The 15,245-nt window shown below is 64.3% G+C and carries 14 protein-coding genes; 6 read left to right on the forward strand and 8 right to left on the reverse strand.

The window, feature by feature from the left end; all coding sequences use genetic code 11:
• From ACQ4OD_RS14550 to ACQ4OD_RS14570, 5 genes are all read right to left on the reverse strand, one after another.
• On the reverse strand, positions 1–2,508 hold the full coding sequence (locus ACQ4OD_RS14550; RefSeq protein ID WP_430944495.1) for a CS1-pili formation C-terminal domain-containing protein: 2,508 nt from the start codon (positions 2,506–2,508) through the stop codon (positions 1–3).
• 86 nt (positions 2,509–2,594) lie between these two features.
• Positions 2,595–3,074 (reverse strand): CS1 type fimbrial major subunit, encoded by a 480-nt coding sequence (locus tag ACQ4OD_RS14555; RefSeq protein WP_139673479.1) that lies wholly within the window; start codon positions 3,072–3,074, stop codon positions 2,595–2,597.
• A gap of 199 nt (positions 3,075–3,273) precedes the next feature.
• Complete coding sequence (locus ACQ4OD_RS14560) at positions 3,274–4,938, reverse strand: cation acetate symporter (protein ID WP_102684288.1); 1,665 nt, start codon at positions 4,936–4,938, stop codon at positions 3,274–3,276.
• Positions 4,935–5,246, reverse strand: a complete 312-nt coding sequence (locus ACQ4OD_RS14565) for a DUF485 domain-containing protein (protein WP_102684287.1) — start codon at positions 5,244–5,246, stop codon at positions 4,935–4,937. The genes ACQ4OD_RS14560 and ACQ4OD_RS14565 overlap by 4 nt, the downstream gene beginning before the upstream one ends.
• A 268-nt stretch (positions 5,247–5,514) precedes the next feature.
• Positions 5,515–6,375 carry a glycine betaine ABC transporter substrate-binding protein gene (locus tag ACQ4OD_RS14570; RefSeq protein WP_031314875.1) on the reverse strand — a complete coding sequence of 287 codons (861 nt, stop codon included), beginning with the start codon at positions 6,373–6,375 and terminating at the stop codon, positions 5,515–5,517.
• 222 nt (positions 6,376–6,597) lie between these two features.
• On the opposite strand from ACQ4OD_RS14570, the gene ACQ4OD_RS14575 reads away from it, so the two are divergent.
• On the forward strand, positions 6,598–8,145 hold the full coding sequence (locus tag ACQ4OD_RS14575) for a beta (1-6) glucans synthase (protein ID WP_258600102.1): 1,548 nt from the start codon (positions 6,598–6,600) through the stop codon (positions 8,143–8,145).
• Between the two features lie 115 nt (positions 8,146–8,260).
• Here ACQ4OD_RS14575 and ACQ4OD_RS14580 read toward each other — a convergent pair whose 3' ends face one another.
• The gene (locus tag ACQ4OD_RS14580) at positions 8,261–8,614 is read right to left on the reverse strand and encodes a hypothetical protein (RefSeq protein WP_102685450.1); all 354 of its coding nucleotides are present in this window, start codon (positions 8,612–8,614) and stop codon (positions 8,261–8,263) included.
• Positions 8,615–8,831: 217 nt separating this feature from the next.
• On the opposite strand from ACQ4OD_RS14580, the gene ACQ4OD_RS14585 reads away from it, so the two are divergent.
• Together ACQ4OD_RS14585 and ACQ4OD_RS14590 are read left to right on the forward strand one after the other, a co-directional pair.
• On the forward strand, positions 8,832–10,130 hold the full coding sequence (locus ACQ4OD_RS14585) for a serine/threonine protein kinase (protein WP_102685449.1): 1,299 nt from the start codon (positions 8,832–8,834) through the stop codon (positions 10,128–10,130).
• Positions 10,123–10,938 (forward strand): MlaA family lipoprotein, encoded by an 816-nt coding sequence (locus tag ACQ4OD_RS14590; protein ID WP_102685448.1) that lies wholly within the window; start codon positions 10,123–10,125, stop codon positions 10,936–10,938. Before ACQ4OD_RS14585 ends, ACQ4OD_RS14590 begins: the two co-directional genes overlap by 8 nt.
• A gap of 118 nt (positions 10,939–11,056) precedes the next feature.
• On the opposite strand, the gene ACQ4OD_RS14595 is transcribed toward ACQ4OD_RS14590, so the two are convergent.
• Together ACQ4OD_RS14595 and ACQ4OD_RS14600 are read right to left on the reverse strand one after the other, a co-directional pair.
• Positions 11,057–12,199 (reverse strand): patatin-like phospholipase family protein, encoded by a 1,143-nt coding sequence (locus ACQ4OD_RS14595; RefSeq protein WP_430944496.1) that lies wholly within the window; start codon positions 12,197–12,199, stop codon positions 11,057–11,059.
• A 60-nt stretch (positions 12,200–12,259) separates the two neighbouring features.
• Positions 12,260–13,195 (reverse strand): lipid A biosynthesis lauroyl acyltransferase, encoded by a 936-nt coding sequence (locus ACQ4OD_RS14600; protein WP_430944497.1) that lies wholly within the window; start codon positions 13,193–13,195, stop codon positions 12,260–12,262.
• 100 nt (positions 13,196–13,295) lie between these two features.
• On the opposite strand from ACQ4OD_RS14600, the gene minC reads away from it, so the two are divergent.
• The 3 genes from minC (at position 13,296) to minE (ending at position 15,224) form a co-directional block, all read left to right on the forward strand.
• Positions 13,296–14,057, forward strand: a complete 762-nt coding sequence (gene minC, locus ACQ4OD_RS14605; protein ID WP_102685445.1) for a septum site-determining protein MinC — start codon at positions 13,296–13,298, stop codon at positions 14,055–14,057.
• Between the two features lie 96 nt (positions 14,058–14,153).
• Positions 14,154–14,966: a septum site-determining protein MinD gene (gene minD, locus ACQ4OD_RS14610; protein WP_023631119.1), complete on the forward strand. Its 813-nt coding sequence runs from the start codon at positions 14,154–14,156 to the stop codon at positions 14,964–14,966.
• A 3-nt stretch (positions 14,967–14,969) separates the two neighbouring features.
• Complete coding sequence (gene minE, locus ACQ4OD_RS14615) at positions 14,970–15,224, forward strand: cell division topological specificity factor MinE (protein ID WP_023631120.1); 255 nt, start codon at positions 14,970–14,972, stop codon at positions 15,222–15,224.
• Positions 15,225–15,245 lie beyond the last annotated feature (21 nt).

Consider the following 15,245-nt stretch of genomic DNA (forward strand, 5'->3'; position numbering starts at 1 on the left):
TTAACCCTGCCCGTTGCGTGCAACCGCTGCGGCCTGCGCCACGCCAGGTGCACAGCGCTGGTCGCCGGCCAGCAGCACGTCGTCCTCGCGCTCCAGGGTGTTGATGTCCAGGCTGAGCAGGCACACCGGCTGCCCCTTCTGACGGATCTCCAGTGTAGGGGTCGATTCGCTCATTTCGACCGCGAAGAAACCATCGGCCTCGCTGACACTGCGACTGGCATGGTTGATCACCTGGGCACCGCGCAGCGGCCGCCCCTGTCCATCAAGCAGCCGCCCCAGCACCGTCACCGTGCGCAACACCCGGAGTTGCCGGTATTCGATGCCGCCGCGGTTGAGGTGATAGTCCAGACTCGAAGGCTGGATCACCGCGGCGGTGGCCGCGCTACCCTCGAAGTCGAACTGCACATGCCCTGCCTTATAGGCTGCCACCGGGATCACATTGCGCCCTGGGTGCAAGCTGGCGGTACTGCCGTGACGGTCGTCGGCGCGTAGCTTGAGGCCGTCGATGTCAGTGTCCACATCGACGATGAGTCCCGCCTGGTGAGGCAGGTACTGGCCACTCACCGCTGCCCTGCCCGCGCCCACGGCAATCAGGCTTTCCAGGTTGATGCCACCACTGAAGTCGCCGTTGTACGACGAGCGCTGGACATAGGCATCACCGTGCAGCAACGGGTTCTCGAACTGCGTGTCACCGCCCAGCCCTGCGCCATAGCGATCCGCGCTGACCGTGGCGCCCACACTGCGCAGCGGGCCGATGTCGACATCCTGCTGGTAGGCCAGCGAGGCGTTGAGGTCGCGCCCACCATCTCGCGAGGTCCGGCTGCCGACACTGGCGGATACACGCCGGCCGCTGCCGCTCCCCAGGCTCATGCTCAGGCTCAGGTTGACCCCTCGGCTGCGGGAGTCGCCCGTGGCCGCCGTACCTGGACGATCGAACAGCGACAGTCGCCAGCTGGCGTCCGAGCCCAACAGACGACCGTAGTACGACCAACCCAGGTCGAGGCCAGTGCCAGCATTGGCGCCTTCAGCATGCGCAAGCCGCACGCTGGCGGTGTTGCGTGGGTCGAGACGGTGGCTCAACGACAGCGACGATTGTGTTTGGCGCGCCTGGAATGATCGCGACGGTTCATCGTCAAAGCGGCTCCAGTCGGGACGCGCCAGCCAGGTTCGGCTGTGGCTGGCAACCAGCGAGCCACTGTCGTAGGCATGGATAAGCTGGAAGTCGTAGCCGTTGCCCTGGCCTTGGGTCTGGAACAGGTTGGCGTACAGCTTGAAACGTTCACGCAGGTCCCAGTCCAGCGAGGTGCCGTACTGCATGGTGTCATCGACACGCTGCGCCGACAAACCCAGGATTGCCCGTGGATGCAGCATGTAGTTGGCCAGCACGCCAGCGGCGAGGCTGTCGTCGGTGTCACGCTCCCAGTTGCTCAGCAACGTGCTCTGGCGCCCCAGGTAAAGGTTGTAGCGCCAGGGCGCGTCGGTACTGCGCCAGTTGCTGGGTTTGTAGATGAACTCCTGACTGCGCGAGGTCTCCTGGCCGTCTTCGATCAGGCGTACCTCGACTTCGTAGATGCCCCCGGGCAGGACCTTGGTGTCGAGGGTCTGCAATCCAGGCTGCACCGGTTGGCTGTTGATCAGCACGCCGTTGCGGTAGACCTCGGCGACGGCGGGACGATTGGGAGTAACGTAGATCGGCGTGGCACTAGGAGCGCCAGTGTCGATGGCCAGGCTGTCGCTGCTGCCCAGCATCAGACCGAGGGTGGTATCGGCCGTGCTGCCCATCAGCCGGGGCTGGCGGGTCAACCCCTGGGCGCTGGGGGTGAAGTAGCCCAACCGATAGAACTGGTTTTCCACCAGGCGCTCGGCATACAACTGGTCGACCCGGTGGCGCGTGCCCTGGCGACTGTCGCTGCCCCGGTCGAGCTGGCCGTCGGCCAAGGTCGTCCAGTTGCCCACGCTGCCCTGGCCCTGCAAGGCATAACGACCACTGGTGGCATCGCCGTCATTGACCAGGTTGAGCTGGTTGCGCAGCAACAGCCCATAGCTGCCCTGCTCCGGCTGACGATGAAAACGCTCATTGACCTCGGCGATCTCGGCCTGGTCGGTCAAGAGCGACAGCTGCGAGTTCACCAGGCTGTAGTGCATCGCGCGCAGGCCGTCGGGGCAATCGGCGCGGCAGTCACCCAAAGGGCGGCCGTCAATCAGGCGCTCGCGCCAGCGGCGGCGCAGGCTTTCCGGTTCACGGCTGTCGAGGGTATCGGTGAACTCCAGCAGTTGCACGCGTTGATCGCGGCTGAGCACCACCATGGCATCACCGAGGTAGCGCCCATCGAGGTCGACCCGGACCGCCAGCGGCACATCGAAAAAATGCGCTTCGAACTCACGCGGCAGGCCCTCGACGGCGCTCAGGGCAGTACCGGCTGCCTGGCCGGCGGGCGAATGAACGGCCAGCCAGGCCAGCAGCGGCAACCAGCGGCCCATGGCCGCCAAGGTGGAATGATTGGTCATGAGGCGTCGCTTGCAGGCAATACCCACCCACCCCTCGGCAGCCGAGGGTCAGGGCAGGCAACAACGGATGAACGAAGAGGGAGGGCTCAGGGTGCGGCGGTTTCGAAGATCATGCTCACCAGACCCTGGTAGTTGCCAGGCACATAACCGGTGGCCGGCGCGGGCTGGGCCGCCACCTCGAAGCCGATGATCGCGCCCGGTGCCGCCTGGGTGGCACTGACGACTTCGGCCGGCGTGGTCTGCAACACGGTGTCGCCGACCTTGACGTCGAGGCCGATGTTCTCGCTGCCACTGGCGATGACCGCCGGCGAAACCAGATAGGCGGTGATCGGGCCCACAGTGCTCTTGACCTGCAATTCCTTGCGGATCGGATCGAGCTTGGCCTGATACGAGTTCCAGGCCATTTCCTGCGGGTCGTTCATCCAGTTGCCGCCCACCGGTTCGACGAAGAAAGCGTCGGTCGGCACCTGGGCGGTCACCTGGACCTGCTTCTCGATCGGGTCCAATGCAAAAGCGGAGCCCGCGAAGAACATGGCCAGGGGAAGGGCAAGTAACGTACGTTTCACGAATCTGATCTCCTTGAAGTGGTCAATGCCTGCCGGCGCATGGCCAGCGGGTGAGGAGAAGTATTGGTGAACACGTCGCGGCGATGACTAAGACCGTTCCGAGCGAGCCTAAGAAATTTCCTAGCGGCAAATAATGCGACAACTCTGGAAGCACAATGCCCCGGCATGGGCCGGGGCATTGTGTGTTCAGCTCAAGGTATCAGTGCGATACCGCGCCACTGGCCCCAAGGCCCGTCTGCGAGCGGACGAACTGCGGGAAGAACAGCGCACGTTCGTTCTCGGCGGCCTTGGACTTGTCGGTGACCGAGAAGAACCAGATGCCGGCGAAGGCGATGATCATCGAGAACAGTGCCGGGTACTCGTACGGGTAGATGGCTTTCTCATGACCGAGGATCTGCACCCAGATGGTCGGGCCGAGGATCATCAGGCCCACCGCACTGACCAGGCCCATCCAGCCACCGATCATGGCGCCGCGGGTGGTCAGTTTCTTCCAGTACATCGAAAGCAGCAGCACCGGGAAGTTGCAGCTGGCGGCGATGGAGAAGGCCAGGCCAACCATGAAGGCGATGTTCTGCTTCTCGAACAGGATCCCCAGGCCGATCGCCAGCACGCCCAGGGCGATGGTGGTGATCTTCGACACGCGGATCTCGTCCTTGTCGTTGGCCTTGCCCTTGCGCCAGACGCTGGCGTACAGGTCATGGGACACCGCCGAGGCACCGGCCAGGGTCAGGCCCGCGACCACCGCGAGAATGGTGGCGAAGGCCACTGCCGAGATGAAGCCGAGGAACACGCTGCCACCCACCGCGTCGGCCAGGTGTACTGCCGCCATGTTGTTGCCGCCGATCAGGGCGCCAGCGGCATCCTTGAAGTCGGGGTTGGTGCTGACCAGCAGGATCGCGCCGAAGCCGATGATGAAGGTAAGGATGTAGAAGTAACCGATGAAACCGGTGGCGTAGAGCACCGACTTGCGGGCTTCCTTGGCGTCGCTGACGGTGAAGAAGCGCATCAGGATGTGCGGCAAGCCGGCGGTGCCGAACATCAGCGCCAGGCCCAGCGAGAAGGCCGAGATCGGGTCCTTGACCAGGCCGCCCGGGCTCATGATCGCCTCGCCCTTGGCGTGCACCTTGATCGCCTCGGAGAACAGGGTGTTGAAGTCGAAGCCGACATGCTTCATCACCATCAGTGCCATGAAGCTGGCACCGGACAGCAGCAGCACCGCCTTGATGATCTGTACCCAGGTGGTGGCGAGCATGCCGCCGAACAGTACGTACAGGCACATCAGGATGCCGACAAGGATCACCGCCACATGGTAGTCCAGGCCGAACAGCAGCTCGATGAGCTTGCCGGCCCCGACCATCTGCGCGATCAGGTAGAACGCCACCACCACCAGCGAACCGGAAGCCGACAGGGTGCGGATTTCCTTCTGCCCAAGGCGATACGAGGCCACGTCGGCGAAAGTGTACTTCCCCAGGTTGCGCAGGCGTTCGGCAATCAGGAAGAGAATGATCGGCCAGCCGACCAGGAAACCGATGGAGTAGATCAGGCCATCGTAGCCGGAGGTGAACACCAGCGCGGAAATCCCCAGGAACGAGGCTGCCGACATGTAGTCACCGGCGATCGCCAGGCCGTTCTGGAAACCGGTGATCTTGCCGCCGGCGGCATAGTAGTCGGCCGCCGACTTGTTGCGCTTGGAGGCCCAGTAGGTGATACCCAGGGTGAAGGCGACAAAGGCCACGAACATGGCGATGGCAGCAACGTTCAGCGGTTGTTTCTGCACCTCGCCGGTCAGGGCATCGGCGGCCCACACGGCGGGTGCGAAGGCACCGCAGGCCAGGACGGCCAGGGTTTTGGCGTGTCGGATCATTGCTTGGCCTCCTCGAGGATCGCCTTGTTCAACTCGTCGAATTCGCCGTTGGCGCGGCGCACATAGAGCGCGGTGAGCACGAATGCCGAGAGAATCAGGCCGACTCCCAGGGGGATGCCCCAGGTGATCGACGAGCCGGCGCTGAGCTTGGCGCCGAGCAGGTGCGGGCCATAGGCGATGAGGAGGATGAAGGCGCAGTAGAGGCCGAGCATGATCGCCGAGAGGATCCAGGCGAAACGCTCGCGCTTGGTGACCAGTTCCTTGAAGCGCGGACTGTTCTGTATCGATTGGTAAATGCTGTCGTTCATTGTTTTTGTCCTAGCAGCACAGATTAGGGAGAACCCGACTCCACTTTATGCTGCCGCTGGACGCCAACCAGACGACCTTAGTCTTAGATGCAACGGTGTTTTGCAGATTTGGTAACAACCCTTGGGGCCACTGCGCGGTCCAATCGCTGCGGCTCGTCGCCACGACAAGCCAGCTCCCACAAAGGATCTGCGCCGCACCTGTGGGAGCCGGCTTGTCGTGGCGACGAGCCGCGGCGAAAGGGCTGCACAGCAGCCCAATTTCAGGCCATCACTTGCCCGTCCACTCCTTGACCCGCTCCGGATGCTTGGCCACCCAGTCCTTGGCCGCAGCCTCCGGCTTGGCGCCTTCCTGGATCGCCAGCATCACCTCGCCGATCTCATCCTTGGACTGCCACTGGAACTTCTTGAGGAACTCGGCCACTTCCGGGGCCTTGCTCGCCAGTTCCTTGCTGCCGATGCTGTTGACGGTCTCCGCAGCGCCATACACGCCTTTCGGATCCTCGAGGAACTTCAGCTTCCATTTGGCGAACATCCAGTGCGGCACCCAGCCGGTCACGGCGATCGACTGTTGCTTGGCGTAGGAGCGGCCCAGTTCCGCGGTCATCGCCGCGCCGGAACTGGCGGTCAGCTTGTAACCGGTCAAGCCATAGTCCTTGATCGCCTGATCGGTCTTGAGCATGACCCCGGAGCCGGCATCGATACCGACGATCTTCTGCTTGAAGCTCTGATCGGTCTTGAGATCTTCGATACTGTTGGCCTTGACGTATTCAGGGACGATCAGGCCGATCTTGGCGTCCTTGAAGTTGGGGCCGTAGTCGACCACGTTGTCCTTGTTCTTGGTCCAGTACTCGCCATGGGTCACCGGCAGCCAGGCCGAGAGCATGGCGTCGAGCTTGCCGGTGGCCACGCCCTGCCACATGATGCCGGTGGCCACGGCCTGCAGCTTCACGTCATAGCCGAGTTTCTGCCTGATCACTTCGGCGGCCACGTTGGTGGTGGCGACGCTGTCGGACCAGCCATCCACGTAACCGATGCTGACTTCCTTGGCCATCGCCTGCGCAGTACTCATGGCCAAAACCAGGGCGGTGCCCACGCCCAGGAAACGTCGCATTCTTGTAATAGTCGCCATCAAAGCATCCCTCGTCAGGTCTTGGAGATTGCATCATCGACTTGCCGGCACCTGCGACCTGCTCTGTCAGCGACCTTCAGCGAGCGATCAGCGACAGCACTGTGCCATTAGCGCCATGCGAGCATGGCGGTCTGCGCGATCCTTGCATGCCAAACGCTTGGCGCCGGGCTACTATCACTGGCCTTCGGGGCTGCTGTGCGGCCCCAGTTCCCGAATACGACGATGGACCGCCCGATGTTGCGCACGATCTACCTGCTCGCCAGCCTGCTCGCCTTCCTATGTCTGACAGCCCTCTGGTATGGGCTGGGCAAGGCGGTGCACCTGCCCGACGCCGCCAGCCCTGCGCACAAGCTGCAGTGCGCCTCGTACACCCCGTTCGACAAGGACCAGTCTCCCTTCGACCAGCCGTTCCGGCTGCGCCCGGCGCGCATGGACGCCGACCTGGCGTTGCTCAGCGAGCGTTTCCAGTGCATCCGCACCTATTCGATGACGGGTCTCGAGGCGATCCCGGCGCTGGCGCGCAAGCACGGGCTGAAGGTGATGCTCGGCGCCTGGGTCAACGCCAACCCTGTGGACACCGACAAGGAAGTCGAGCTGCTGATCGCCGCGGCCAACGCCAACCCCGACGTGGTCAGCGCGGTGATCGTCGGCAACGAGGCGCTGCTGCGCAAGGAAGTCACCGGCGAGCGCCTGGCCGGCCTGATCGCCAAGGTCAAAAGCCAGGTCAGCGTGCCAGTGACCTACGCCGATGTCTGGGAGTTCTGGCTGCAGCATCCGCAGATTGCACCGGCGGTGGATTTCCTGACCATCCACCTGCTGCCCTACTGGGAAGACGACCCTCGCGGCATCGATGCGGCGCTGGCCCATGTCGCCGAGGTGCGCCAGGTGTTCGGCAACCGCTTTGCGCCCAAGGACATCCTGATCGGCGAAACCGGCTGGCCCAGCGAGGGCCGCCAGCGCGAAACCGCCGAGCCGAGCCGGGTCAACGAAGCACGCTTCATCCGCGGCTTCGTTGCCCTGGCTGAAGCCAACGGCTGGCGCTACAACCTGATCGAAGCCTTCGACCAGCCGTGGAAGCGCGCCAGCGAAGGCGCCGTGGGCGGCTATTGGGGACTGTACGACGCCGACCGTCAGGACAAGGGTGTGCTCGAAGGTCCGGTGAGCAACCTGGCACTCTGGCCACAATGGTTGCTGGCCAGCGTGATCCTGATGCTGGCGGCCCTGGCCCTGGCCGGGCGCCCGGCCGACCAGCGCGCCGCTCTGCTGTTGCCGTTGCTCGCGGCCCTGGGCGCTGGCTGCCTGGGGCTGTGGGGTGAGCTGATGCGCACCAATGCCCGCTTTGCCGGCGAATGGCTGTGGACGTTTGCCCTGGTCGGCCTGAACCTGCTGGTGCTGGCCCACGGCGCGCTGGCGCTGGCCCGCCGTGACGGCTGGCGTCAGCGGCTGTTCGCCTGGTTCGAGAAGCACGCGGGCACAGGGTTGCTGGCGGCAGGGTTCGCGGCAGCGGTGAGCATGCTGGCGATGGTGTTCGACCCGCGCTATCGCAGCTTCCCCAGCGCTGCGCTGCTGCTGCCGGCAGTGGTCTATCTGTTGCGACCGGTACCGGCGCGGCGAGCGGAGGTGGCGTTGCTGGCCTTCATCGTGGGTGTCGGGGTGGCGCCGCAGTTGTTCCGCGAAGGGCTGCAGAACCCGCAGGCGTGGGGCTGGGCGGTGGTCAGCGTATTGATGGTCGGGGCGTTGTGGCGCAGCCTGAGGTTGCGCCCGGCGTGAAACCGAGCGCGAGGACTTCGTCCTCGATTCGCCGGCAAGCCGACTCCCACAGAAAAGCGCGTCAGACCTTGTGGGAGCCGGCTTGCCGGCGATGGGCCGCCCAACGGCTGCGCATTTACCGTACCAGCCGCAACCCCGCCAGGACCAACGCAAACACCGCGATGCTCGCGGTATACAGCACCAGCGCCGGAACCCCGAGCGCCAACGCCAGCACCGCCAGCCACCAGCCGCCCCGCCCCGGCAACAACTGACAGACCAGCGCCAGGCCCAATGCCCCCCAGGCCATGACCTGGAAATGAATTCCCAGCCCGAGCAACGATCGCGCCTGGCATTGCCAGATGTCCCCTGGCGCACTGCACAACCCAACCCAACGGGCATCCTCCATCAACCCATAACGCACGCCATAGCTGGCCGCCAGCCACAGGAGCAGGCCCACCAGCAGGACAAAGAGTGGCCAGGTACGAGACATCCGGTTCTCCAACAGCGGTAATGGAAACGCTGCATGATCCCTCACAGGGGCGCTGAAAGGCAAAATCATGGCCCCGCAGCTATGTTGCACAAGACAAACGTTGGCTGGCGCGGCAACATCTGGTGCGACGAACGACAGGGCGACGGGCAACTTTGTCCAGCCTGTCGTGGTCCTAGCCTGCGTAATGCACGACCTTGCGTTTTCCCTGGGGGACTTCATGCTTCGATCTTTGCGTCTCGCCGCCCTGCTAGGTGGCCTGCTCATGGCGGCGGCCGCCTCGGCGCGGGATATTGATGCCGCGAGCTACGGTTACCCGTTGACCAACCCGTTCGAGGCGACCATCGCCACCACTCCGCCGGAACAGCGCCCGACGCTGCCCAGCGACGATGACATCGACCAGGCCGACTACAGCCTCACCCTGCGCCCGGAACGCGAGTTCACCCTGCCCGATAATTTCTGGTCGGTGAAGAAACTGCGTTACCGCCTGGCCAAGCAAGACCACGAAGCGCCGCTGATCTTCCTGATCGCCGGCACCGGCGCGCCGTACTCCAGCAGCATCAACGAATACCTGAAGAAGCTGTTCTACCAGGCTGGGTACCACGTCGTGCAACTGTCCTCGCCCACCAGCTGGGACTTCATGAGCGCCGCCTCGCGCTTCGCCACCCCCGGGGTGTCGAGCGAGGACGCCAAGGACTTGTACCGGGTCATGCAGGCGGTACGCGCCCAACAGGCACGCCTGCCGGTGAGCGAGTATTACCTGACAGGCTACAGCCTGGGTGCGCTGGACGCGGCGTTCGTCAGCAAGCTCGACGAAACCCGCCAGAGTTTCAAGTTCAAGCGTGTGCTGCTGCTCAACCCGCCAGTCAACCTGTACACCTCGATCACCAACCTGGACAAGCTGGTACAGACCCGGGTCAAGGGCATCGACCGCAGCACCACCTTCTATGAACTGATGCTGGAAAAGCTCACCCGCTACTTCCAGGACAAAGGCTACATCGACCTCAACGATGCGTTGCTCTACGACTTCCAGAAGTCGCGCCAGCACCTGTCCAACGAGCAGATGGCCATGCTCATCGGCACCTCGTTCCGCTTCTCGGCCGCCGACATCGCCTTCACCTCCGACCTGATCAACCGTCGTGGGCTGATCATTCCGCCGAAGTTTCCGATCACCGAGGGCAGCAGCCTGGAGCCCTTCTTCAAACGCGCCCTGCAATGCGACTTCGACTGCTACCTGACCGAGCAGGTGATCCCCATGTGGCGTGCGCGCACCGACGGCAACAGCCTGCTGCAACTGGTCGACCAGGTGAGCCTGTACGCGCTGGAGGACTATCTGCGCGACAACCCGAAGATCGCCGTGATGCACAACGCCGACGACGTGATCCTCGGCCCCGGCGACATCGGCTTCCTGCGCCGGGTGTTCGGCGAACGCCTGACGCTCTACCCCCATGGCGGCCATTGCGGCAACCTCAACTACCGCGTCAACAGCGACGCCATGCTGGAGTTCTTCCGTGGTTAACAGACTGCTGCTCGTCACCGCCCTGCTCGCCAGCGGCTGCGCCCTGGCCGAGGAAGTCGCGCCGCGTGCCAGCGTGGTGGAGGCCGACAAGACCGAAACCCTCACCGTGGAGGCCGACGGCTTCGTCGATCCACTGCGCGAGCTCAAGTTCAACCCCGGCCTGGACCAGCGCGAGTTCGAACGCTCGACCCTGGCCGCGCTGAACATCTACGACCCGCTGGAGTCGCTGAACCGGCGCATCTACCACTTCAACTACCGCTTCGACCAGTGGGTGTTCCTGCCGGTGGTCGACGGCTACCGCTACGTCACGCCCGGCCTCGTGCGCACCGGGGTGAGCAACTTCTTCAACAACCTGGGCGACGTGCCCAATCTGTTCAACAGCGTGCTGCAGCTCAAGCCCAAGCGTTCAGCGGAAATCACCGCGCGGCTGATGTTCAACACCATCATCGGTGTCGGTGGCCTATGGGACCCGGCGACCAAGATGGGCCTACCTCGGCAGAGCGAAGACTTCGGCCAGACACTGGGCTTCTACGGGGTGCCGGACGGGCCATACCTGATGCTGCCGATCCTCGGGCCGTCGAACCTGCGCGACACCACCGGGCTGGTGGTGGACTATGTGGGGGAGAAGGAAATCAACTACCTGAACGTGCCCGACACCGCCAGCGACCACCCGGAACTCACCGTGCTGCGGGCAGTGGACAAGCGCTACACCACAAACTTCCGTTACGGGCAGACCAACTCGCCGTTCGAGTACGAGAAGCTAAGATACGTGTATACCCAGGCGCGCAAGTTGCAGATCGCCGAGTGAACAGGGGCCGCTGCGCGGCCCTTTCGCCGCGGTTCGTCGCCACGACAAGCCGGCTCCCACAGAGACAATGCATCCCTTGAGGTCAATGCAGTAGCTGTGAGCGCCGGTATAGGAAACCTCAAATCCCCAGGAACTGGCACAGCTCCCGCTTCTTGGCCAAGGCGTCATTGCGCCCCAACTCGATCAGTTCGCTGCAATAGCTCGCCTCGAACAGCAGGTAGCTCAACACCCCTGCCCCACTGGTCTTGGTCGCCCCAGGGCCGCGCAGGAACAGCCTCAGCGCCGCCGGCAGCTCGCGGCGATGACGGGCGGCAATCTCGTCCAGCGGCTGGCTGGGCGCCACCACCAGTACCTCGATCGGCGCCAGCCCCAGGCGCCGGGCGTCCAGGTGCGCCGGCAGCAGGTGGCTGAGGTGATTGAGCCGCTGCAGCAACTCGATATCGTCCTCGAGGCTGTCGATGAAGGTGCTGTTGAGCATATGTCCGCCGATCTGCGCCAGGCTCGGTTGCTGGCCGCTGAACACGCGCTGGGTCGGCAAGGGCGGCGAGGGTCGCTGAGGGTTGCCGCTGACCCCGACCACCAGCACGCGACTGGCCCCCAGGTGCAGCGCCGGGCTGATCGGCGCCGGCTGGCGCACCGCGCCGTCACCGTAGTACTCCTCGCCCAGGCGCACCGGTGCGAACAGCAAAGGAATCGCCGAGCTGGCCAGCAGGTGGTCGATGGTCAGCGGCGTGGGCATGCCGATGCGGCGGTGGCGCAACCAGGGTTCGATGGTGTCGCGGCCCTGGTAGAAGGTCACCGCCTGGCCGGACTCGTAGCCGAACGCGGTCACGGCGATGGCGCGCAACTGATTGGCCGCCAGTGAGTGAGCGATGCCGTCCAGGTCCAGATGCTCGTGCAACAGGCGGCGCAATGGGCGGCTGTCGAGCAGTGCCACCGGCACCTGGCCGCCGAGCCCCAGCAGGCTGTGGCCAACGAAGCGGCTGGCCTGGCGGATCACGCCTGGCCAGTCGCTGCGCAGCACCAGGTGGCTGCGAAAGTTCTGCCAGAATGCCGTGAGTTGCTCCACCGACTCGGCGAAGCGGGTGGCGCCGCTGGCCAGCTTGACCGCGTTGATCGCGCCGGCCGAGGTGCCGACGATCACCGGAAAAGGATTGGCGGCGCCCGGTGGCAGCAGTTCGGCAATGCCGGCCAGCACGCCGACCTGGTAGGCGGCGCGGGCACCGCCGCCGGAGAGGATCAGGCCGGTGGTTGAGGTCATGCATCCTTCCTGGAGTCAGTGGTTGCCAGTACCGGCCCTGTCGCGGGGCAAGCCCGCTCCCTAACGTTTTTTCTTGTCGTACAGCCGTGGTTCGCCTTCAGGCCGCGATTTGAAGCGCCGATGCGCCCACAGGTACTGCTGCGGGCACTCGCGCAGCACACCCTCGACCCACTGGTTGATGCGCAGGCAGTCGGCCTCCTCGGTTTCGCCGGGGAAGTCCGCGAGCGGCGGATGCACCACCAGGCGATAGCCGCTGCCATCTTCCAGGCGCTTCTGGGTGAACGGAATCACCCGCGCCTTGCCCAGCCGGGCGAACTTGGTGGTGGCAGTGACGGTGGCAGCAGGAATACCGAACAGCGGCACGAAGATGCTTTGCTTGAGGCCGTAGTCCTGATCCGGCGCGTACCAGATCGCCCGCCCCTTGCGCAGCAGCTTGAGCATGCCGCGCACGTCGTCGCGCTCCACCGCCAGCGAGTCGGCGTTGTGGCGCTCGCGGCCGCGGCGCTGGATGAAGTCGAACACCGGGTTGCCATGTTCGCGGTACATGCCGTCGATGGTGTGCACCTGGCCAAGCAAGGCAGCGCCGATCTCCAGGGTGGTGAAGTGCACGGCCATGAGAATGGCCCCCTCTCCTTCACGCTGGGCGGCCTGCAGGTGCTCGATGCCTTCGATGTGCGCCAGCCGCGCCAGTCGGGCCTTTGGCCACCACCAGCTCATGGCCATCTCGAAGAAGGCGATGCCGGTGGAGGCAAAGTTTTCCTTGAGCAGGCGCTGCCGTTCGTCGCCGGACAGCGCCGGGAAGCACAGCTCCAGGTTGCGCGCGGCAATACGCCGGCGCTCACCCGCCAGCCGGTACATCACCGCGCCCAGGGCGCGCCCCAGCCCCAGCAAAGCCCGGTACGGCAGCTGGGCGACCAGCCACAGCAGGCCCAGGCCCAGCCACAGCCCCCAGAATCGCGGGTGAAGGAAAGAGGATCGAAAACGCGGGCGTTCCATTGAAGCTTCCGGCAAGACATGAGCCCGGCATTCTACATCGGTTGCGGGCAAACGGTCTTATCGCTATAAGTCAGGGCACTTTTTTCGCAACAAGCCGTCTATGCAGACCATGAGCCCCAACCCGACACCCGATAACGCCCCCGTGTTCCAGCTCAAGGGCAGCATGCTTGCCATCACCGTGCTGGAACTGGCGCGCAACGACCTCGAATCCCTCGACCGCCAGCTGGCGGCGAAGGTCGCGCAGGCGCCGAATTTCTTCAGCAACACACCGTTGGTGCTGGCCCTGGACAAGCTGCCCCATGACGAAGGCGCCATTGACCTGCCCGGGCTGATGCGCGTGTGCCGTCACCATGGCCTGCGCACCCTGGCGATCCGCGCCAGCCGCATCGAGGACATCGCCGCCGCGATCGCCATCGACCTGCCGGTGCTGCCGCCGTCCGGCGCCCGCGAACGGCCGCTCGAGCCGGAGCCCGAGGTGAAGAAGCCCGAGCCCGCGCCAGCGCCGCCAGCTGCGCCGGCCGAACCGGAAGTTCGCCCGACGCGGATCATCACCTCGACGGTGCGCGGCGGCCAGCAGATCTACGCCCAGGGCGGCGACCTGGTGGTGACCGGCTCGGTCAGCCCCGGCGCGGAACTTCTCGCCGATGGCAACATCCATGTGTACGGCGCCATGCGTGGCCGTGCCCTGGCCGGCATCAAGGGCAATACCAAGGCGCGCATCTTCTGCCTGCAGATGACCGCGGAAATGGTCTCCATCGCCGGCCAGTACAAAGTGTGCGAAGACCTGCGCCGCGACCCGCTGTGGGGTTCGGGCGTACAAGTCAGCCTGTCCGGCGACGTGTTGAACATAACCCGTCTTTAACGGATACTTGCCGGCATTTTTAGCGCAACTTTTTCCCGTTGCCGTTTTTTGTATTTGCAGGGACGTCTGTCCCGAATTATTTAGGGGTGAAACACCTTGGCCAAGATTCTCGTCGTTACTTCCGGCAAGGGGGGTGTGGGCAAGACCACCACCAGCGCCGCCATCGGTACCGGCCTCGCACTGCGCGGGCACAAGACGGTCATCGTCGACTTCGACGTCGGCCTGCGTAACCTCGACCTGATCATGGGCTGCGAACGCCGCGTGGTGTACGACTTCGTCAACGTGGTCAACGGCGAGGCCAACCTGCAGCAGGCCCTGATCAAGGATAAGCGCCTGGAAAACCTGTTCGTGCTGGCCGCCAGCCAGACCCGCGACAAGGACGCGCTGACCAAGGAAGGCGTCGAAAAGGTATTGATGGAGCTCAAGGACCAGTTCGACTTCGTGGTCTGCGACTCGCCGGCCGGTATCGAGAAAGGTGCGCACCTGGCGATGTACTTCGCCGACGAAGCCATCGTCGTGACCAACCCGGAAGTCTCGTCGGTACGTGACTCCGACCGCATGATCGGCCTGCTGTCGAGCAAGTCGCGCCGTGCGGAACAGGGCGAAGACCCGATCAAGGAACACCTGCTGATCACCCGCTATCACCCCGAGCGCGTCGAAAAGGGCGAAATGCTTGGCGTCGAGGACGTCAAGGAAATCCTTTCGGTCGAACTGCTGGGTGTCATCCCCGAATCCCAAGCCGTGCTGAAGGCCTCCAACCAGGGTATCCCGGTCATCCTCGATGACCAGAGCGATGCCGGCCAGGCGTACAGCGACACCGTCGACCGCCTGCTGGGCAAGCCCAAGCCACTGCGGTTCATCGAAGTGCCGAAGCAAGGATTCTTCGCGCGCCTGTTTGGAGGCAAATAAACCATGAACCTTTTTGACTTCTTTCGTGGCAGACAGAAACAGAGCAGCGCGTCGGTAGCGAAAGAGCGTCTACAGATCATCGTGGCGCACGAGCGTGGCCAACGCAGCACCCCGGACTACCTGCCTGCCTTGCAGAAGGAGCTGGTCGAGGTGATCCGCAAGTACGTCAACATCGGCAACGACGACGTACAGATCGAACTGGAAAACCAGGGCAGCTGCTCGATTCTGGAACTGAACATCACCCTGCCTGATCGCTGATCGCGCAGCTGGGTGTAATCA

Origin of the sequence: Pseudomonas sp. WC1 (genome assembly GCF_050586565.1) — a bacterium.
In the GTDB taxonomy this organism is placed as follows: domain Bacteria; phylum Pseudomonadota; class Gammaproteobacteria; order Pseudomonadales; family Pseudomonadaceae; genus Aquipseudomonas.

Excerpts from the sequence above, each read along its gene's own strand:
- ACQ4OD_RS14550 (WP_430944495.1), bottom strand. The coding sequence starts at position 2,508 with ATGACCAATCATTCCACCTTGGCGGCCATGGGCCGCTGGTTGCCGCTG.
- ACQ4OD_RS14560 (WP_102684288.1), bottom strand. The coding sequence starts at position 4,938 with ATGATCCGACACGCCAAAACCCTGGCCGTCCTGGCCTGCGGTGCCTTC.
- ACQ4OD_RS14565 (WP_102684287.1), bottom strand. The coding sequence starts at position 5,246 with ATGAACGACAGCATTTACCAATCGATACAGAACAGTCCGCGCTTCAAG.
- ACQ4OD_RS14570 (WP_031314875.1), bottom strand. The coding sequence starts at position 6,375 with ATGGCGACTATTACAAGAATGCGACGTTTCCTGGGCGTGGGCACCGCC.
- ACQ4OD_RS14575 (WP_258600102.1), top strand. The coding sequence starts at position 6,598 with ATGGACCGCCCGATGTTGCGCACGATCTACCTGCTCGCCAGCCTGCTC.
- ACQ4OD_RS14580 (WP_102685450.1), bottom strand. The coding sequence starts at position 8,614 with ATGTCTCGTACCTGGCCACTCTTTGTCCTGCTGGTGGGCCTGCTCCTG.
- ACQ4OD_RS14585 (WP_102685449.1), top strand. The coding sequence starts at position 8,832 with ATGCTTCGATCTTTGCGTCTCGCCGCCCTGCTAGGTGGCCTGCTCATG.
- ACQ4OD_RS14595 (WP_430944496.1), bottom strand. The coding sequence starts at position 12,199 with ATGACCTCAACCACCGGCCTGATCCTCTCCGGCGGCGGTGCCCGCGCC.
- ACQ4OD_RS14600 (WP_430944497.1), bottom strand. The coding sequence starts at position 13,195 with ATGGAACGCCCGCGTTTTCGATCCTCTTTCCTTCACCCGCGATTCTGG.
- minC (WP_102685445.1), top strand. The coding sequence starts at position 13,296 with ATGCAGACCATGAGCCCCAACCCGACACCCGATAACGCCCCCGTGTTC.
- minE (WP_023631120.1), top strand. The coding sequence starts at position 14,970 with ATGAACCTTTTTGACTTCTTTCGTGGCAGACAGAAACAGAGCAGCGCG.